Origin of the sequence: Helcococcus sueciensis DSM 17243, assembly GCF_000423145.1 — a bacterium.
GTDB classification, from domain to species: Bacteria; Bacillota; Clostridia; order Tissierellales; family Peptoniphilaceae; genus Helcococcus; species Helcococcus sueciensis.
Genome location: NZ_AUHK01000010.1, coordinates 1 through 18,306, shown reverse-complemented (window position 1 = coordinate 18,306; position 18,306 = coordinate 1). Strand labels below are relative to the sequence as shown.

The 18,306-nt window shown below is 28.3% G+C and carries 18 protein-coding genes, 1 tRNA gene, 1 rRNA gene and 1 other RNA gene; 16 read left to right on the top strand and 5 right to left on the bottom strand.

Annotated elements, in window-relative coordinates:
* The first annotated feature begins 34 nt into the window (after positions 1-34).
* Positions 35-358 carry a hypothetical protein gene (locus tag G534_RS0104020; RefSeq protein WP_027347983.1) on the top strand — a complete coding sequence of 108 codons (324 nt, stop codon included), beginning with the start codon at positions 35-37 and terminating at the stop codon, positions 356-358.
* A 69-nt stretch (positions 359-427) separates the two neighbouring features.
* On the top strand, positions 428-2,944 hold the full coding sequence (locus G534_RS0104015; RefSeq protein WP_027347982.1) for an ABC transporter permease subunit: 2,517 nt from the start codon (positions 428-430) through the stop codon (positions 2,942-2,944).
* A gap of 314 nt (positions 2,945-3,258) precedes the next feature.
* On the opposite strand, the gene ffs is transcribed toward G534_RS0104015, so the two are convergent.
* From ffs to tyrS, 4 genes are all read right to left on the bottom strand, one after another.
* An RNA gene (gene ffs / locus G534_RS08520) (signal recognition particle sRNA large type) lies at positions 3,259-3,524 on the bottom strand.
* Positions 3,523-3,615, bottom strand: a tRNA-Ser gene (locus tag G534_RS0104010). Before G534_RS0104010 ends, ffs begins: the two co-directional genes overlap by 2 nt.
* Positions 3,616-3,843: 228 nt before the next feature.
* Positions 3,844-5,136, bottom strand: coding sequence for an AI-2E family transporter (locus tag G534_RS0104005; RefSeq protein ID WP_027347981.1), 1,293 nt, complete (start codon positions 5,134-5,136; stop codon positions 3,844-3,846).
* A gap of 13 nt (positions 5,137-5,149) precedes the next feature.
* The gene (gene tyrS, locus G534_RS0104000) at positions 5,150-6,391 is read right to left on the bottom strand and encodes a tyrosine--tRNA ligase (protein ID WP_205617658.1); all 1,242 of its coding nucleotides are present in this window, start codon (positions 6,389-6,391) and stop codon (positions 5,150-5,152) included.
* Positions 6,392-6,566: 175 nt separating this feature from the next.
* On the opposite strand from tyrS, the gene G534_RS0103995 reads away from it, so the two are divergent.
* The 6 genes from G534_RS0103995 (at position 6,567) to G534_RS0103970 (ending at position 11,801) form a co-directional block, all read left to right on the top strand.
* Positions 6,567-7,250 (top strand): acyl-[acyl-carrier-protein] thioesterase, encoded by a 684-nt coding sequence (locus tag G534_RS0103995; RefSeq protein WP_027347979.1) that lies wholly within the window; start codon positions 6,567-6,569, stop codon positions 7,248-7,250.
* Positions 7,251-7,328: 78 nt separating this feature from the next.
* Positions 7,329-9,272 (top strand): methionine--tRNA ligase, encoded by a 1,944-nt coding sequence (metG, locus tag G534_RS0103990; protein WP_027347978.1) that lies wholly within the window; start codon positions 7,329-7,331, stop codon positions 9,270-9,272.
* Positions 9,272-10,075, top strand: a complete 804-nt coding sequence (locus G534_RS0103985; RefSeq protein WP_084510059.1) for a TatD family hydrolase — start codon at positions 9,272-9,274, stop codon at positions 10,073-10,075. Before metG ends, G534_RS0103985 begins: the two co-directional genes overlap by 1 nt.
* Positions 10,062-10,610 carry a ribonuclease M5 gene (gene rnmV, locus G534_RS0103980; RefSeq protein WP_027347976.1) on the top strand — a complete coding sequence of 183 codons (549 nt, stop codon included), beginning with the start codon at positions 10,062-10,064 and terminating at the stop codon, positions 10,608-10,610. Before G534_RS0103985 ends, rnmV begins: the two co-directional genes overlap by 14 nt.
* Positions 10,611-11,471, top strand: coding sequence for a 16S rRNA (adenine(1518)-N(6)/adenine(1519)-N(6))-dimethyltransferase RsmA (gene rsmA / locus G534_RS0103975; RefSeq protein ID WP_027347975.1), 861 nt, complete (start codon positions 10,611-10,613; stop codon positions 11,469-11,471).
* 99 nt (positions 11,472-11,570) lie between these two features.
* Positions 11,571-11,801 (top strand): glutaredoxin family protein, encoded by a 231-nt coding sequence (locus G534_RS0103970; protein WP_027347974.1) that lies wholly within the window; start codon positions 11,571-11,573, stop codon positions 11,799-11,801.
* A gap of 134 nt (positions 11,802-11,935) precedes the next feature.
* On the opposite strand, the gene G534_RS0103965 is transcribed toward G534_RS0103970, so the two are convergent.
* Positions 11,936-12,142, bottom strand: a complete 207-nt coding sequence (locus tag G534_RS0103965) for a DUF1858 domain-containing protein (protein WP_027347973.1) — start codon at positions 12,140-12,142, stop codon at positions 11,936-11,938.
* 209 nt (positions 12,143-12,351) lie between these two features.
* Here G534_RS0103965 and G534_RS0103960 point away from each other — a divergent pair, with 209 nt between their 5' ends.
* From G534_RS0103960 to G534_RS0103925, 8 genes are all read left to right on the top strand, one after another.
* Entirely contained in the window at positions 12,352-12,594 is a 243-nt protein-coding gene (locus G534_RS0103960) for a Veg family protein (RefSeq protein ID WP_027347972.1), read from the top strand.
* A gap of 49 nt (positions 12,595-12,643) precedes the next feature.
* Positions 12,644-13,414: a glutamate racemase gene (murI, locus tag G534_RS0103955; protein WP_027347971.1), complete on the top strand. Its 771-nt coding sequence runs from the start codon at positions 12,644-12,646 to the stop codon at positions 13,412-13,414.
* A gap of 87 nt (positions 13,415-13,501) precedes the next feature.
* Positions 13,502-14,440 carry a M15 family metallopeptidase gene (locus G534_RS0103950; protein ID WP_027347970.1) on the top strand — a complete coding sequence of 313 codons (939 nt, stop codon included), beginning with the start codon at positions 13,502-13,504 and terminating at the stop codon, positions 14,438-14,440.
* Between the two features lies 1 nt (position 14,441).
* Positions 14,442-15,350 carry a UDP-N-acetylmuramate dehydrogenase gene (gene murB, locus G534_RS0103945; protein ID WP_027347969.1) on the top strand — a complete coding sequence of 303 codons (909 nt, stop codon included), beginning with the start codon at positions 14,442-14,444 and terminating at the stop codon, positions 15,348-15,350.
* Positions 15,351-15,358: 8 nt separating this feature from the next.
* Positions 15,359-16,198 (top strand): RNase adapter RapZ, encoded by an 840-nt coding sequence (rapZ, locus tag G534_RS0103940; protein ID WP_027347968.1) that lies wholly within the window; start codon positions 15,359-15,361, stop codon positions 16,196-16,198.
* Between the two features lie 69 nt (positions 16,199-16,267).
* Positions 16,268-16,681: an NUDIX hydrolase gene (locus tag G534_RS0103935; protein ID WP_027347967.1), complete on the top strand. Its 414-nt coding sequence runs from the start codon at positions 16,268-16,270 to the stop codon at positions 16,679-16,681.
* Positions 16,681-17,613, top strand: a complete 933-nt coding sequence (whiA, locus tag G534_RS0103930; RefSeq protein ID WP_027347966.1) for a DNA-binding protein WhiA — start codon at positions 16,681-16,683, stop codon at positions 17,611-17,613. The genes G534_RS0103935 and whiA overlap by 1 nt, the downstream gene beginning before the upstream one ends.
* Positions 17,614-17,847: 234 nt before the next feature.
* A 16S ribosomal RNA gene (locus G534_RS0103925) occupies positions 17,848-18,306 on the top strand; the annotation flags it as partial.

The following is an 18,306-nucleotide window of genomic DNA, read 5'->3' as shown; positions in this document are numbered from 1 at the left end:
AATATGTATTGTATAGACTTTAGGAGGGGAATTAATGAGAAAAAAATATGTTATGCTTATTTTTATTATATTTTTGATACCAATTATTTTATTTAATAGTACAGCTATTGCTAAGACTGATATAAATGATAGACAAAGCACCAATATTGAATATAATCCACAATATGTTGTTCCACAATTTATAAAATATGGAGAATATGATGGTATGCAACCAAAAGACAAACCATATTTTTATAAAACGGTAAAACATAATGGACATTATTATTCTGGATATTTATATAATAAGGGAAACTACTACTTTGAAGGATATTTATATTTAAGAGAAAATCCATACTTAAGAGTAAATTCATGTGAATAAAATTAATGAGAGAAGTGGATAATTAATTTGCATTCTATTCACTTCTCTTTAATTATAAAAGGATAAAGAATGCTAAAATTTGAAATTAAGAAATTAATAAAATCTAATATATTTATAATTACTATAATTTTTTCTTTTGTCATGGCTTTATACACTAATTATATATCAAATAATTCAACACCAATCGATTTGAATTATCCCTCCTATGAGGAAGGGGGGCCGACTTTGATATTTTTTAGAATCATAGATAATCAAGTTTATAGTTTTGATAATAGAGAAGAGTTTTTTGAAGAGTATAATCAAGCATTTCTTAAATATGCAAGAGAAAGCCATAGTAAATTAAAACATTTTTTAGTGAATTATAGAAAGTACTCTTTCAAGGAAATGTATGAACAAGGAAAATTTATACAAAAGCTTGATTATGATTTTTTCCAAAATCTCAAAAAGTATATGGATAAATATCCCTTTGTAATAAAAGATGAAGCTACTAAAAAGACATTTGATTATGGAATATTTGAATCTGAATATTATCATGATAATGATATTTTATTTACTAAGAGTAGTGAAGAGATATTATCTACCAATTATGCAAGACGTATAGTATACAATAGTAAAATAATATTTGGAATTCCATATCTTGCATTTATGATACTTTGCTTTTATGGGATTTTAAGTAAAGAACAAGAAAAAGGGACAATTACTCTTTTACGTACTCAACCTAAATCAATTCGAAGACTTATATATTCTAAAATTATACCAATAGTTTTAAATTCTATAATATATGTATTTAGCTTTTTTATATTCTTTTATATAATATGCGCAGTTCAAGGAATTAGATTGTGGGAGTTTAGAGATATATTTAGAATCTATAATATAGGAGATGAAATTAAATACATTAAAGCATATCAACTTATTCCTTTAATATTGCTTTCGTTTATTATTTTAAACATACTATTTGCTTCAATTATTCTTTTTGTAAATGTAATTACAAGAAGTGATAGTAAATCCATATCTATTTTAATTGTATTTTCTGGATTAATGTACACCCTTACGGAAAATATAAGTGTTTTACAGAACAGATATAATCCAATATTTGCAATGGATCATGTAAGATCTCTAATAGGTACAACGAAAGAAATTGTGAAAGTTGATGGAACAAGTTTATATGAATACATTTATCAAAGTAGTTCAATTTATTTATTGGTTTTTTTAATAGTCTCATTTGTAATCGTTGAGGTTTCAATTAGAATATTTAATCATGATTTAAGAACTAGTTTAGAAAGCAAAAAAGAACAAAGGTACAGTAATAATATTCTTAGATTTGAAATAAATAAATTAATAAAAAATGAAGGTTTTGTTATTTATTTGCTTGGAGCCATGGTAATTATTTTTTCTATATATAGTTTTAATATAAAAGAAGTTAATGATAAATTAAAATTTGAAGTTGGAGATAATGGAGCTATTAAATATTTTAGAGATAGAATCAAACAACTTGAAGAAGATATAGAATATTTAGGTGAAGAAAATGCAGAATTGCTAATAATGGATTTAGAAGATAAAAAACAAAAATATGATTTAATGTATAATATAAATAAATATTATAAAGCTAACGATTCAAGAAAGTTTTATGAATATCTTAATGATAGAGATGATACGTATTTTAATTACAATGCTACATCTTATTATGCATATAAGTCTGGACAAGCTTATATTATTTCAAAATTCGAAACAAATATGTTAAATTCAAAAGCTATTGAAGAAAATATAAAACCCATTTATAGAAAAACATTCCTAAATTCGGAGTATGATGAATTTACTACACGTCCTCTAGAACACTACTTTAGGAAAGAAAATACATATTTAACTAATTCAAGCATTTATAGCAATTTCAAGATGCTAAAATATCAAGATTTAGATATAATATTTATGGTTTTAGTTCTATTTATGGTAATAAGTGGCTATGTTAGTGAAAAAGACTATGGAAAGAATTTAGATTTTATCTACACTCAACCGATAGATAAGAGAAAATATCATATTACAAAAATTATTTCACAAGCAATAGTTATAGTTGGAGTATATATCTTTTTATCATTATTTATATTTTTAATAGGAATAGTAGTTGAGGGAATTGGAGAATATAGACAACCAATAATTGAGTATCTGAAATTAACTTCAAAACCTAATTCTATCACAAGTGATGAAGCTATAGATTTAATAAGAACAATACCAATATACATATATTTATTAAGAGTATTGTTAGTTATAGGTGTACAAGCTCTCTTACTATCATCAATTGCAACACTTATTTCAATATTTATTAAGGACAGAATTCTACTTACAATTTTAGTGGGTATAATATATGTGATTGGATTTTTATCAAACTCAGTTATAAATATAAATGCATTTAAACTATTCAATCCATTTACATATACATTTGCAAGCCAAATAACAGACAATACGGTTATGGTAAAATACAAGATTTTAAATGCAAGTTTTATAAATAGTATATTTATAATATTAGCTTGGAGTATCGTAATAACATTTGTTGGAGCTATTATTGCAAGAAATAAATATCAGAAATATTAGAAAAATCTGTTGGAAACTTTTAACCCCAAAAATTTGGACTTTATACCAGAGACATTTAAAATTATTTGTTTCTGGTTTTTTGTATTCCTAATACTTTCCTTGGGGAAATCGAATCTAAGCTGCATTTAATTATTTATTATCACTTAATGATTTAATGATGAAATGTTTTTTTTGAAGAGTGAAAGTCAAGAAAATCGGCGGAAATAAAAGTCCAATTATTAATAGTTCGCCTCAAACCCTCAACCACCAAATATTTAAACGAAAAAAAGATAGTATCTAAAAAAGGGAGATGATACTATCTTTTTATTTTATGTAGGCGCACCCAGAATCGGCTATTATCTACCTGCTGCAACTTAATAGTTAGCTCAGAAAAGGCACCCTCACGGCACATAGAAGTGGCTACTTAATGCTGCTTCCTTCCGGACCTGACATGGTTCATAGGTTTCTATTGCGTGAGACCATTTCGTCAACACCACTTGTCAAGCGCTTGACAAGTAAAAAAAAGTCTCAAACTGGGAATTAAATCCAACTATAGCGGATTGATGGTTACAGGGCACCGCTACCACCCCATCTAGCGCTGGCGGAGAGTGAGGGATTTGAACCCTCGGTACGACAATTAATCGTACACATGATTTCCAATCATGCACCTTCAACCGCTCGGACAACTCTCCATATGGTTACCAAACAATTATATAAAAATGTTGCGAATAAGTCAAATTACATCATTCAATAAGTCTTTATTTATAGTGGATAAAGTACTAAAATTTTAAATAAAAAATAACTCATATAAATGACCTGAACCCCAAAATCTGGAATACAGATGGAGAGGTTCAGGTCAAAAATGTAGTATATTTTTTTGTTTTATAATTAAAAACTTATATTACTAAATATATTATCATTTAATTCATATTTCTTCTTTGTTTTCTTTTTTCTTTAGCTTTCTTTTGTCTTTCTTTAGCGTCTTTTTTCATTTGTATCATAATCTGTTTTTCTTTATCTTTTGTGAACTCTGGTTTTACACCACGGACTTTAAGAGAAACAAATTCAATTATTATTTTGAATACTAGAACAATAGGAACTGAAAGTATCATTCCCCAAACTCCAAGTATTCCACCACCAATAATTATAGATAGAAAGACTACTATTTCATGAAGTCCACTTGCACCACTAAATAGTTTTGTTCCAATAATATTTTGTTCAATCATTTGGATTACCCATGATAGAATGGCTACCCATATAAATAGTATTGGGGATTTAATGAATGCAAATATTAAAGCTGGAACTGTTGCAACTACTGGCCCAATATATGGAACTATATCGAATATCATAGCAAGGAATCCGATAGCCCACGCAAAAGGAAGTCTAAACAAGCTTAACATAAGTCCGTAAGCAACACCTACAAAAAGGGACATTATTGCTCTATTTCTAACAAAATCATTCATTGCAAAATTTATTTCTTTATAAAGATAAGATGCATCATGTTTAATATTTTTAGGAATGATATTGTATATACCACCGATTATTCTGTCTTTATCAACTATTAAATAGTAGGTTAGTATAGGAACTAGTACTATTGATATTAAAGAAGATAAGCTTCCTTGTACTGCAGTTATGAAAGCACCTGTCCATTCAGGAATATTATTTGCAAGTTCTAATAAGTATTTATTTATATCAGTTCTTAAATTACTCAATATCTTTAAGTCTATATTATAATTAATTAAGAGTTTTTCTATTTGTCTATAAGTATAGTTTATTGATGATGGTAAGTTTGAAACTAGAGATGAAATTTGAGATACAAGATCTGGTATTATTGATACGAATAGAAATACTATAATTAAAATTATAGAAATATACGTAATAATAGTACCGATACCTCTTTTTATTCCTTTACTTTCCATATAATTAACAATTGGATTAAGTAAAAATGCTAATAATACGGAAATAAATAAAGCGAAAGTTGTTGTCTGCAAGATTTCAAACTTTTTATATAATGCAACAATTCCTACTATAGCTAATACAAATATTAAAGCTTTAATAAAAGTATTCCAATTAATCTTTATTTGTAGTTCTTTTTTTACACCTCTATTACCTATATGTATTAGATAATAGGATATAAGACCTGCAATTAATAGGATTAAGAAAAATAGAACATATTGAAAGAATGGAGCAATTACACTATTTTGTAAAAACATTTGTCCTCCTTATTTATTTCAATACAACTCTATGAAATACTTTCTTTCCTTTTTGAATTATTAGACCATTTTCAAAATCTGAATCTTTAAGTTGTAAAGTAGGTTCGTTTATCTTTGTTTCATTTAGACTTATTCCACCTTGTTGAACTAATCTTCTTGCTTCCGCATTAGATTTTGTAAGACCTAGATAAGTAAGCATATTCAAAAGACCTCTGTGCTCATCTAAAGTATTTAAATCAATTTCTGTTGTAGGCATGTTTTCATCTATTACACCTTTTCCAAAAAGTGATTGTGAAGTTTCAAGAGCTTCTTTAGCTTTTTCTTCGCCATGAACTAATTTTACAATTTCATAAGCTAAAACTTCTTTAGCTTTGTTTATTCTTTCATCGTTATACTTTGTAAGTTCAACAATTTCTTCTGTAGGAACAAATGTCAATAATTTTAAGAATTTTTCAACATCTCTATCATCACAATTTCTCATATATTGGAAAAGTTCGTAAGGAGAAGTTTTCTCTTCATCTAACCATATTGCGCCATTCATGGATTTACCCATTTTTTCGCCATCGGCTTTTGTTAGAAGTTTAAATGTCATAGCATAAGCTTGTTCATTTTTATGTTTTTTAATTAGTTCTGCACCACCTAGAATATTAGCCCATTGATCAGAACCACCAAGTTGTAATTTACATCCATATTTTTCATTTAATAAAAGAAAGTCATATGATTGTAAAAGCATATATGAGAATTCGAAGAAGGAAAGTCCTCTTTCTAATCTGTTCTTATATGCATCTTTTTTAATCATTTCACCAACGTTAAAATGAACACCAACATTTCTCATAAAATCTAAGAAATTAATGTCCAATAACCAATCGGCATTATTAGCTATAATTGCTTTACCGTCTGAAAAATCTAAAAATCTTTGGAATTGTTCATAGAATCTATTTGCGTTGTAATCTATTTTTTCTTTAGTCATAACCATTCTCATATCTGTTCTTCCTGATGGGTCACCAATCATTGTAGTACCACCACCAAGTAATGCTATAGGAATATGACCATGTGCTTGCATACGCATCATAACCATGATTTGTATAAAATGTCCAATAGTTAGAGAATCAGCTGTAGCATCAAAACCTATATAAAATTTAACTTTTTCATTTTTTAATAATTCTTTTAATTCATCTTCATGAGTAACTTGATCTAAATAACCTCTTTCAATTAATTCATCAAATACATTATCATGTTCAATTTTGTATTTCATAATTCCTCCAAATGTTATATATATGTTAATTATAGAGTATTGTTGAGATAGAGTCAATTTGAGAAAATAAAAGATTTGTAATAATAAACTGTCTTTTTTTTATATATAAATATGGTATGAGAAAATTATAGTGGTATAATTATTTAGTAAATTAAAACTGCAAATGGAGGAGATTATGAAAACTGTAGTCAAGTATAAAATACCATTTTATTTATGCGATTTAAATGGAATATTACGTCTAGATGGATTAGTCAAGCTATTTGTAGAGACATCTATACAAAATTCTTTTGATGTTGAAGGTCATTTTGATAGTTTATGGATACTTTATAGATGGTATATAGAAGTATTTGATGATATTAATTGGACAGATGAAATAGAAATACATACATATTTGAATAGAATTGAAGGCTATTTAGCATATAGAAACTTCGAAATTTACAAAGATGGAAAATTAATATCAAGAGCTCAAACTAAATGGCTATTATTAAATCATAAAACAAAACGAGTTATTAAAATACCTAGAAATTTTGCTGAAATATATGGTGAATATGGTGGGTTCAACTCTCCAAAAGAAGAAATAAAAGCATTAGAGATCTACACATATAAAAAGAAAATTATGGTTAGAAAGTCAGACTTAGACAAGAATGCTCATGTAAATAATGCGGCATATCTTCAATACTTATATGAAGGTGTTGATTTAGAAAATAAAAAGGTAAAAACCATAGAAATAATTTATAAAAAAGAGATAAAATACGGGGATGATATTGAATTAGAATATATAAACAAGGAAGATGAGTATCAATTCGTATTAAAAAAAGGAGATGTAATTACTGCTATAGGAAGACTTACCTTTAGATAAATTAGCTATTTATACAAAATAAAGTATTTTTGATATAATTAAAGTAATTGAGAATAATAAATTCAAAACGGGGGAATTATGGATAAAAATAAAAAATCATATTATATTACCACTCCAATATACTATCCAAGTGGTAATTTACATTTAGGGCATACTTATACAACAATTGCAGCAGATGCTCTAAAAAGATATAAAAATATTCAAGGATATGATGCGTATTTAGTTACAGGAACCGATGAACATGGTCAAAAAATTCAAGATGAAGCCGACAAAAAAGGTGTTACTCCATTAGAATTCACAACAGAAATTGTAAAGTCAGTTAAGCAATTATGGAATACTTTAGAAATAGATTATGACACATTTGTAAGAACAACAGATAAGAATCATGAAAAAAACATTCAAAATATTTTTCAAAAACTTTATGATAAAGGAGAAATATATAAAGGAGTATATGAAGGTTTTTATTGTAAACATGATGAAGCTTTTTGGACTGAAACACAATTAGATGAAAATGGTAATTGTCCAGAATGTCATAGACCGGTATCAAAACAAAGTGAAGAATCATATTTCTTTAGATTATCAAATTATACAGATAAAATTAAGAAACTTTATGAAGAACGTCCTGATTTTATATTGCCTGAAAGAAGCAAAAAAGAAATGTTAAATAATTTCTTAGATAAAGGGCTAGAAGATTTATCTGTTTCTAGAAAGAAAGAGTCTCTTAGTTGGGGTGTTGAAGTACCATTTGATACAGAACATGTAATATATGTATGGATTGACGCTCTTTCTTCTTATTTAACAGGTGTTGGATATGGTGAAGATGAAGAAAAATTCAATCATTATTGGCCAGCAGGGGTTCATTTAATGAGTAAGGAAATAGTTAGATTCCATACAATTATTTGGCCAGCTATTTTGATGGCATTAGATATACCTGTTCCTCAAAGAGTTTTCTCACATGGATGGATATTATTTGATGATATTAAGATGTCAAAATCTATCGGAAATGTGGTTTATGCTGAGCCATATATTGAGAGATATGGAATAGATGCACTAAAATATTTTGTTCTTCGTGAGTTTACATTTGGACAAGATGGTTCATTTAATAATGAAAAATTCTTGACTAGAATAAATTCAGATCTTGCAAATGATTTAGGAAATTTAGTTTCAAGAACTATTGCTATGGTTGAAAAATACAATGTTGGAATTGTAGTTAATCCAAGTAAAACTGAAGATATAGACGAAGAATTATCAACTTTTGCGACTTCTATAATTTCTAAAGTTGAAGATCATATGGACGAATTTGCATTTTCATATGTGCTTGAAGATATATGGACTCTTGTTAGACGTACAAATAAATATATTGACGAAACTCAGCCATGGATTTTAATCAAAGAAGATAAAGAAAGATTAGACACTGTTTTATACAATCTGATTGAATCAATCAGAATTATTGGACAATTAATAGAACCGTTCTTGCCTCATACATCAAAAGAAATATTTAGTCAATTAAATGTAGAAAATATGGGATGGGAATCCGCTAAAGAATTTGGTAAATATCCAATCGGAAATAAAGTTAAAAAAGGAGAAAATCTATTCCCAAGACTAGATGTAAAAAAAGAAATGGAAATAATCCAAAAAGCAAATGATGAATTATTCCAAAAAAGGGTTGGGGTAAAAGAAGAAAAAGAAGAATTCAAAGAAGATATTGAGTTTGAAGACTTCGAAAAGATGGATTTAAGATTAGGTTTGGTTGAAGAATGCTCACTTCATCCAAATGCAGATAAATTATTAGTATTTAAAGTTAAAATAGGGAATGATAGAAGAACGATAGTTTCAGGTATAAAAAAATGGTATAAACCTGAAGATTTAGTAGGGAAGAAAGTTGTAGTACTTGCTAATTTGAAACCTAGAAAAATAAGAGGTATTGAGTCTAAAGGTATGATACTTTCAGCAGAAAAGGAAGAAGAACTATCAGTATTAACTGTTTTAAATGATATAAAAGATGGGGCGGATATAGCATAATGTCAAAATATATAATAGATTCTCATGCTCATTTAGACAGTGAAAGGTTTAACGAAGATAGAGAAGATATAATAAATAGATTTGAAGAAGATAAAGTACTTTTTGTAATTAACCCTGCTGTTGATGAAAAGTCAAGTTATAAATCGGTAGAAATGGCTTGTAAACATGAAAAAATATTTGCTATGGTAGGAACTCATCCTCATGATGCTAAGGATTATACTCAAGAATTAAGAGGAAAATACAAAAAGTTAGCTATTGAAAATGAAAAGGTGGTGGCTGTAGGAGAGATTGGACTAGATTATCATTATGATTTTTCTCCGGTAGACATACAAAAAGAAGTATTTATTGAACAGATAAAACTTGCTAAAGAACTGGATCTTCCAATTGTAATTCATTCAAGAGAAGCTTTCGAAGACACGTATAAAATTCTTAAGGAATATGCTCAAGGCATGAAAGTTTTACTGCATTCATTTAATGAAACTTGGGAAGACTGTCAAAAATATTTAGAATTAGGTTTTTATATTTCTCTTGGCGGAATGATTACATTTAAAAATGCAAAAAACTTAGTAAAAGTAGTTGAAAATGTACCTTTAGATAGAGTTTTACTTGAGACGGATGCACCATATCTAACTCCCGTTCCAAATCGTGGTAAAAGAAATGAACCGAAATACACACATGATACTGCGAAAAGATTTTCTGAAATGAGGGTTGAAGATTTAGATTATATTAGAGAAATAACTAATCAAAACACAATTAGATTTTTTGGGATAAAAGGAATTGATACTAAAAATGAAGAAGATTAGAGAAGTTATCGTAGTTGAGGGTAAGAGTGATATAATTGCTGTAAAACGAGCGTTTGAAGGGAATATAGATGTAATTGCAACTCATGGTCTTGGTCTTAAATCTGAATTGCTTGAAGAGTTGGTAGAGATAAATGAAAGAAAAGGAATTATTGTTCTTACAGATCCAGACTATGCTGGAAAAAGAATTTCGAATATAATTCGAGAATATGTTCCAAATGCTAAATTTGCAAGCATTTCTAAACTGAAGGCTACAAAAAGTTCAAATGTAGGAGTAGAGAATGCATCAGATGAAGCGATTATTGATGCGATTGAGAAAGCTAGACCTGTTTTAGAAGAAAATATTGACGAATTCGAATTAAATGACATAGTAGATAATGGACTTACAGGTCTTCAAAATTCAAAAGAAAAGCGTATTGCACTTTGTAATGAACTGAATATCACATATTGTAATTCAAAACAATTACTTATGAGACTTAATATGTATGGTATTACAAGAGAAGAGTTTAATAGAGCGCTTAATAATATTGAGGTGTAAATGAATAGAGATAGACTATATTCACCTAAAGTGATTAAAGAATTAGTTAAATTTTTTGGTTTTAATTTTTCAAAAGGACTAGGACAAAATTTCCTTATTGATGGAAATGTAGTACGAGCAATTTCTAAAGGTGCAGATATCACAAAAGAAGATAATGTATTAGAAATAGGACCAGGGTTTGGGACTTTAACAGAAGAATTACTTCTAAATGCTAAGAAAGTTGTATCAGTAGAAATCGATGAAAGATTGAATTCTGTTTTAAGTCAAACATTAGCAAGTTTTGACAATTTTGTATTAGTAAATGCTGACATTTTAAAAGTGGATTTAAATAAATTAGTAAAAGATCAATTTGGTGATGAGTCATTTAAGGTGGTAGCGAATTTACCGTATTATATCACTACTCCAATAATAGAGTTGTTTTTAGAATCTGGACTAAACATTAAATCGCTTACATTTATGATGCAAAAAGAAGTGGGCGAGAGAATTCTAGCAAGTCCAGGTAATAAAACATATGGGTCGATAACGGTATTTACAAACTTTTATTCAGAGGCTTTTAAAATTGTCGAAGCGCCAAAATCGGTATTTATGCCTCAACCAAAAGTTGATAGTGTAGTAATTAATTTAAAACTCAAAGATAAATTACCAGATGTAGATAAGGAAATATTTTTTAAATTAGTTAGAGGAGGATTCACAAAAAGAAGAAAAAACTTGCTAAACGCTCTAACTACAGACGTATCTCTTAATTTATCAAAAAATAAATTAAAAGAAGTTTTGGACGAATTAGAGATACCATCAAACTATAGACCAGAAGATTTATCGATTAATGATTATTTAAATATAACAAAGTGTTTAGAAAAATAGATGCTGGGTAATATTATTTTACAACATGTACGCGTAATTATTTTTACGTGCAATATTTTATATGTTTAATACAATAAAAAAATAAGGAGAAAAAAAGAAATGGAAAAAGTAGTAGTATATACATCAGAAACATGCCCATATTGTGTAGCTGCAAAGAGCTTTTTAACTGAAAACAATGTGGAATTTGAAGAAAAAAATGTTACAACAAGTGAAGAAGCAAGAAATGAATTAATCTCAAAAGGCTATAGAGGGGTTCCTGTTATAGTAGTGGGAGAAGAAGAAGTTGTAGGATTTGACAAAAATAGATTATCAAGTTTATTAAATTTATAAAATAAATGGCTAGACATTTTGGTGTCTAGCTTTTTTTATCGAAAAAATAAAAAACAAAAACTGCTATTAATATATTAATAGCAGTTTTGAGTTATTCTTTATTAATTATAAAATGTTTTTGTCATAGGTGAAGATTAAGCATTTAATGCATCAAGCAAGAAATCAACTTCTAAACCGTGCACCATCGCAGCTTCTTCAACGGTTTCCATTTGACTTACAGGACAACCTATACATCCTAATCCAAACGACATAAGTATTCCTAAAGTTCTAGGTTTTAATCTTATAACATCAGCAAGTATCATATCTCCAGTTATAACTAATTCTTCGTTTTGTTCTGACATAAACTGCTCCTCTATGGTAATTTTAAATATATGTTCAAGATTAATTATACACTAATTAATTGTAATTTTAAATACCCGACTTATATAGTCAAGATTTAAAATAGTTGACATATATATTATTATTGTTTATAATATTTAAATTTTTGACTTTTAATACTATATATGGTATGATAACATTGTCGAAATAAATATGAAAGTGGTGATGTATTATGAAAAGGTCAGAAGCATTAGCGTCTATTAGAAACGAAGTAGAAGAAATAGTTGGAAAAAAAGTTCAACTAAAAGCTGATAAGGGCAGAAAGAGAATCGTTACTAGAGTAGGATATATAGAAAATGCATTTCCAAATCTGTTTACGGTAAGAGTAAAGAATGATTTTGACGAAAGTTTAACTCTTTCATATACTTATTCAGACGTTTTAACATCAACTGTCGAAATAAAGGTAGTAAGTTAGTTAATTTGAGCATCACGATGATGCTTTTTTACTTTTAAATAGAGGATTTATGGAGAATAAAGAAAGACCAATAGGAGTTTTTGATTCAGGTATTGGTGGGTTGACTGTATTAGAAAAATTAATAAAATATTTACCGAATGAACACTATCTATACATTGGAGATTTAAAAAATAGTCCGTATGGAGAAAAAACAAAAGAACAAATAATTGAATTTACTAAAAATATTATGGATTATTTTGTTTCAAAAGGTGTAAAAATGGTAGTAGTTGCTTGTAATACTGCATCATCATTTATAGAAGAAATACAAAATGATTATGACATTCCAATAGTGACAGTGATGGATGCAGCTATAAAAAGTGTAGATAAACAAAAAAATATTCTTTTAGCGGCTACAAAAAGTGCGATAAATGCGGGAGTATATGTAGAAAAAATAAAAAAAGCTAACAATGAGGCAAATGTAATTGGTGTTGCATGTAGAGACATAGTTCCAGCTATAGAAAACGAATACCTTAAAGAAAATGAAAAGCAAATCTTAGTAGATAAGTACATAAAAAATTTTAGAAATAAAGATATTGATTTATTAATTCTAGGATGTACGCATTATCCTATTTTAAGAGATGAGTTTCAAAAAGCAATTGGCGAAGACGTTAATGTGTTTGATCCGTCAGAAAATGTAGCTAAAATAGTTTATGAATATTTAAAAGAAAATGTTCTATTAAGAGATTATATAGGGGAAGTAGATTTAATAGTTACTAAAGACAAGGAAAAGTTTGAGAAGAATATGAAGAAGCTATTTCCTAAAATAAAAGAAATCGTCTAAAAAAATGATAAATTACTAAAATCTGTCTTTTAATATATATCTATATGTTGTATAATTAAAACAAATGTAAATTTGAAAGGCCTCCAGATGAAAAAAAACAATCAAACACATAACAATAAATTACAAAGACTAATAAATAGAGAAAAAAGAAGAAAACAAGCTAAGTTTAAAATGGTTGCGATTGGCTTAATTGCGACTATATCGGTAGCTTCAGTGTATACATTTATATCCAGACAGCATAATGCTCAAGCAGATTCAGCAAAATTAATTACAAATATACAAGAAACTATAAATGAAGATACTACATATAGCGTAAAGGGAGAACAAAAATATTCTGATAAATTACTCTCATACAAAAAAGTTTCTATAGATGCTGATGTCTATGAAGAAGTAATTAATAACCCAAAAGTTAATTTCAAAGTTAGTAATGGAGAATATATAAAATATTATGGACAAGAAAACGGATGGGCTAAAATAAAGAAAAATGGAGATTTTGGATATATTCAAGCGATAAAATTACAAGATGTTAAAGAGAATGAACTAGTTGTTAAAGATGGTGTTCTTTTAGATTCTATAAAAAACACTTTTCCTCAAGATTTTGACACTGTTTTCTCTGTAGATGTTGAAAATTCAGCTCTTGTAATGTTTGAAGCTATGAAAAGAGCGGGGATGAATATAGGGGTTTCAAGAACAACAATCGATGACCAAAAGATAAATAAAGCTAAAAATCAAAAATATGCTGTTCCTGACTATACGAATCATACTTTAAGAACAGGTGAATCTATTGAGTTAGAAATTCCTAACACATCAGATAATATAGATTTTAAGAAAACTATTCAAGGTGAATGGTTAACAGAACACGCTTATGAATATGGTTTTATTTTGAGATATCCAGAAGGAAAAGAAGATATAACAGGATTTTTTGCTAATGATAGGATATATAGATATGTTGGAGTTGAAATAGCTAAAGAAATGCATGATAAGAATCTATCTTTTGAAGAATATTTTAATATAACTGAGGAATAATATGTATTTAGATATATTAAATAAATTAAAAGAAAATGGAATAGTTAAAATAAAAGAAAATGTTTTGATGAGAGATTATACTACCATGAAAATTGGTGGTCCAGCTGATGTTTTAATTGAGCCTAATTCTATTGATCAGATTCAAAAAATTATAAATATAGCTAAAGAAACTAATACTCCTCTTACGATAATAGGAAATGGTTCAAATTTATTAGTTAGAGATAAAGGTATAAGAGGAATAGTTGTTGTATTAAAAGATGAATTCTCTCAAATAACGGTAAAAGAAAACATGTTGACTGCGCAATCAGGAGCTACACTTAGAGCTGCAGCAATAGAGTCTTTTGAAAAAAAACTTACCGGAATGGAAGCGGTTAGTGGAATTCCTGGAACTGTAGGAGGAGCCATTATAATGAATGCTGGAGCCTACGGAACAGAGATGAAAGATATAGTAAAAAATGTAGTATGTATAGACAGGGATGGAAATATTCAAAACTTTAATAATGAAGAAATGGATTTTTCTTATAGACATTCAACAGCTTCGGAAAAAGATTTGATAGTATTAGAAGTAAGTTTCGAGCTAAAACCTGGAAAATATGAAAAGATAATTGAAGATTTTAAAGAATATGATAATAAGAGATCATCAAGACAACCTTTAGATAAAAACTCAGCAGGCTCAACTTTTAAGAGACCGGAAGGATATTTTGCATCGAAATTAATAGATGATGCAGGACTCAGAGGTTATAGAGTTGGAAATGCAATGGTTTCAGAAAAACACGCTGGCTTCTTAATTAATATAGAAGATTCAACATGTGAGAACATGCTACATCTTATAGAAGATGTGCAAAAAAGAGTTTATGACAAATACAAGGTTAAACTTGAAAGAGAAGTAAAATTAATAGGGGAAGAATAAGAGGAATTATGAAGATTGTTATAATTACAGGTATGAGTGGAGCTGGAAAAACTACTGCATTAAACTTTTGCCAAGACAATAACTATCATATAATTGATAATCTGCCACCTACTTTGCTTGAAGAATATATAGAGACTATTAATAAACAAAATATAACAGAAAAAGTAGCTGTCGGAGTAGATATTAGAGCTGGAAGTCTTTTAAAAGAATTAAACAGAGAAGTATCTAAATTATTGAAGTCGAATCATGATGTAAAAATCATATATTTAGACGCTGAAACTTCAGAGCTTATAAGACGATTTCAAGAAAATAGAAGACCTCATCCATATAAAGATTTAACCTTAGAAAAAGCTATAGAAAAAGAACGATATGATTTGTTAGAGGTTAGAGAATTTGCAAATGAATATCTAGACACTACATATATGAAAGTTTCTCAATTAAAAAATAATATAATACAACTTTTAGATGAAAAATGTGAAGCGAAAATTCAAGTCGTAAGTTTTGGATACAAATATGGAATATTGAAAGAGGCGGATTATTTATTTGATGTTAGATTTATAGACAATCCTTTCTATATAAAAGAACTTAAACATAAAACAGGAAAAGATAAAGAGGTCGCTGATTATGTAATGTCTTTTCCTATAACTAATGAATTTATTGATATGGTAGTAAATTTGATAGAAAAATTAATACCAGAATTTATTAATCAAGGTAAAAGACAACTTGTTATAGGTGTTGGATGTACAGGTGGGCAACATAGGTCCGTATCCATATCTGAGGAAATAAATAAAAAACTAAAAGAAAAATATAATTCTCAAATTTATCATAGGGAAGAAAACAATTGGTAATATAATCATTAATTCAAACTGCTTAAAAGGTAAAATTGATTATATTAAAGTAAGAAAGAAGGTGGTCCGATGAAAGAACATAGCGCTGGTGGTGTTGTAATACATGAAAATAAAATATTGCTTTTAAAAAAATATTATGGCGACTGGGTTCTTCCAAAAGGGAAAATAGAAACTTCTGAAACCACCGCAAAAACAGCTATAAGAGAAGTTAATGAAGAGACTGGCATAGATGCAAAAATTATAAAAAAAGTTGGTTATGCTAGGTATTATTACTTTAATCAAAATGGAGATAAAATATCAAAAAGAGTAGACTATTATTTAATGAGTCTAGAAGGTGGGAAATTAATTCCTCAAAAAGAAGAAGGTTTTTCAATAGCGGATTTTGTAGAATACAATCAAGCTGTACATTTATTAAAACATGATTCTGAAAAGAATATGGTAAGAAATGCTATGAAGTTTTATAGGAATTTAAAGGAAAAATAATGTCGTTCTCAAACAATGTAAAAAAAGAATTGTCAGAGTTAAAGCTAAACTCTAAGATTGAAGCTTTACTCGAATTATCATCAATATTAAAAACTAACGCAAGCATTTCTATTAGAAATGCTTTTATTAATCTTAACTTTTTTACTGAAAGTGAATATGTAGCCAAAAGAGTATATCTTTTAATAGACTATCTTTATGATTATGAGTCTTCTATTTCAAAAGTAGAAAACAACAATATCATGAAAGATGGTCTTTTTGGGATTATTGTAGAAGATGAAAATATTGTGAATAAAATTATTGCTGATAGTGGTTTTGATTTATATGGGAATTATAATACCGAACTAAGGACTTTATATTCAAGGATAAATAGTTCTAAAGAAGGAGTATCAGCATACTTAAGAGGAGTATATCTAGGATCTGGAAGTATGGTTGATCCGCAAAAAAATTATCATTTAGAGTTAATATTTTCGAACATAGAAGATGTTGACTTGCTCACAGTAGTTCTAGAAAAAGAAGAAATAGAAGCTTTATATAATAAAAGAAAACAAAAATATATAGTATATTTTAAAAATTCTGAAACCATAAGTACGTTCTTATATATAATAGGTGCACAAAATGCTATGCTAGAACTTGAGAATATAAAAGTAGAAAAAGATATTAAAAATAATATAAATAGAAGAATGAATTTTGAATCTGCAAATGAAAATAAAAGAATACAAACAGCAGTCGAACATATACACTATATAAATATATTAGAAGAACATAATGCTGTTCCAGAAAATTTAAAGGAAATTGCAGAACTTAGAAAAAATAATATCGATTTAAGTTTAAAAGAGCTTGGTCAACTTATGAAAAAGCCAATAGGTAAATCTTCAGTTGCTTATCAATTGAAGAAAATTAAGGATTTAGCATTAGAAATAAAAAAAACTTGACAAAAGCATTTCCAGTTGGTATTATATAAAAAGTTACCCGCTATTATTCTAGTTATTTACTAAATAATTAAAATAATTAAAAAAAAGCTTGACAAAGTTTTTTATCGGTGGTAATATATATAAGTCGTCACAAAAAGGAAACTTAAAAAGGCGACACAATAAAGAACCTAAACAACAAAATATGTCAAAACTTTTGAGTTGAATAATTTCAAAAAAATAAGCTAGATTAAACTTTTATTTGAGAGTTTGATCCTGGCTCAGGACGAACGCTGGCGGCGTGCTTAACACATGCAAGTTGAACGTGATTTTATAGACAGATTTCTTCGGAATGACGATTATAAATGAAAGTAGCGAACGGGTGAGTAACACGTGAGAAACCTGCCTTTCACAAAGGGATAGCCTCGGGAAACCGGGATTAATACCTTATGATACATAGAAATCGCATGATAGCTATGTTAAAGATTTTATCGGTGAAAGATGGTCTCGCGTCTGATTAGCTAGTTGGTGGGGTAAAGGCCTACCAAGGCGATGATCAGTAGCCGGATTGAGAGGTTGAACGGCCACACTGGAACTGAGACACGGTCCAGACTCCTACGGGAGGCAGCAGTGGGGAATTTTGCACAATGGGGGAAACCCTGATGCAGCGACGCCGCGTGTACGATGAAGATCTTCGGATTGTAAAGTACTGTCCTT

What these genes read in the sequence shown, in the direction of transcription:
- rnmV (WP_027347976.1), top strand. Translation starts at nt 10,062, where the DNA reads ATGAAGAAGATTAGAGAAGTTATCGTAGTTGAGGGTAAGAGTGATATA.
- rsmA (WP_027347975.1), top strand. Translation starts at nt 10,611, where the DNA reads ATGAATAGAGATAGACTATATTCACCTAAAGTGATTAAAGAATTAGTT.
- tyrS (WP_205617658.1), bottom strand. Translation starts at nt 6,391, where the DNA reads ATGAAATACAAAATTGAACATGATAATGTATTTGATGAATTAATTGAA.
- G534_RS0103965 (WP_027347973.1), bottom strand. Translation starts at nt 12,142, where the DNA reads ATGTCAGAACAAAACGAAGAATTAGTTATAACTGGAGATATGATACTT.
- murB (WP_027347969.1), top strand. Translation starts at nt 14,442, where the DNA reads ATGTATTTAGATATATTAAATAAATTAAAAGAAAATGGAATAGTTAAA.
- G534_RS0103950 (WP_027347970.1), top strand. Translation starts at nt 13,502, where the DNA reads ATGAAAAAAAACAATCAAACACATAACAATAAATTACAAAGACTAATA.
- murI (WP_027347971.1), top strand. Translation starts at nt 12,644, where the DNA reads ATGGAGAATAAAGAAAGACCAATAGGAGTTTTTGATTCAGGTATTGGT.
- G534_RS0103935 (WP_027347967.1), top strand. Translation starts at nt 16,268, where the DNA reads ATGAAAGAACATAGCGCTGGTGGTGTTGTAATACATGAAAATAAAATA.
- G534_RS0104005 (WP_027347981.1), bottom strand. Translation starts at nt 5,136, where the DNA reads ATGTTTTTACAAAATAGTGTAATTGCTCCATTCTTTCAATATGTTCTA.
- G534_RS0103985 (WP_084510059.1), top strand. Translation starts at nt 9,272, where the DNA reads ATGTCAAAATATATAATAGATTCTCATGCTCATTTAGACAGTGAAAGG.
- whiA (WP_027347966.1), top strand. Translation starts at nt 16,681, where the DNA reads ATGTCGTTCTCAAACAATGTAAAAAAAGAATTGTCAGAGTTAAAGCTA.
- G534_RS0104020 (WP_027347983.1), top strand. Translation starts at nt 35, where the DNA reads ATGAGAAAAAAATATGTTATGCTTATTTTTATTATATTTTTGATACCA.
- G534_RS0103995 (WP_027347979.1), top strand. Translation starts at nt 6,567, where the DNA reads ATGAAAACTGTAGTCAAGTATAAAATACCATTTTATTTATGCGATTTA.
- metG (WP_027347978.1), top strand. Translation starts at nt 7,329, where the DNA reads ATGGATAAAAATAAAAAATCATATTATATTACCACTCCAATATACTAT.
- G534_RS0103960 (WP_027347972.1), top strand. Translation starts at nt 12,352, where the DNA reads ATGAAAAGGTCAGAAGCATTAGCGTCTATTAGAAACGAAGTAGAAGAA.
- G534_RS0103970 (WP_027347974.1), top strand. Translation starts at nt 11,571, where the DNA reads ATGGAAAAAGTAGTAGTATATACATCAGAAACATGCCCATATTGTGTA.
- G534_RS0104015 (WP_027347982.1), top strand. Translation starts at nt 428, where the DNA reads ATGCTAAAATTTGAAATTAAGAAATTAATAAAATCTAATATATTTATA.
- rapZ (WP_027347968.1), top strand. Translation starts at nt 15,359, where the DNA reads ATGAAGATTGTTATAATTACAGGTATGAGTGGAGCTGGAAAAACTACT.